This is a genomic window from Pseudomonas sp. SWRI154 (assembly GCF_014268645.1).
Classification (GTDB): Bacteria; Pseudomonadota; Gammaproteobacteria; order Pseudomonadales; family Pseudomonadaceae; genus Aquipseudomonas; species Aquipseudomonas marvdashtae.
In genome coordinates, this window is the sequence record NZ_JABWQW010000106.1 from 1 (window position 1) to 234 (window position 234).

The following is a 234-nucleotide window of genomic DNA, read 5'->3' on the forward strand; positions in this document are numbered from 1 at the left end:
GCGCGGCGAGGTTGCCGCCCGCGTCGTAGGAATAGTCGCGCCAGAACAATTGCTGTTGCTGGGTCTGCCACACGGTCTGGGCCTTGAGGCGACCCTGTTCGTCGTAGCTGTAGTCGCTGAGCAGCAGGCCCTGCTGGCGTTGTTGTTCGCGTCCGCCTTTGAAACGGTGCTCGGTCAGGCACGTGCCGTTGAGGTCGATGGCGATCAGCGCGCCGCCCTGGGCGTGGCGGTAGT

1 protein-coding gene is annotated in these 234 nt (G+C 65.4%); it reads right to left on the reverse strand.

The annotated features are described in order from the left end of the window. Window positions 1-234: hypothetical protein (locus tag HU806_RS26340; RefSeq protein ID WP_186615831.1), on the reverse strand; the 234-nt coding region annotated here is incomplete at both ends.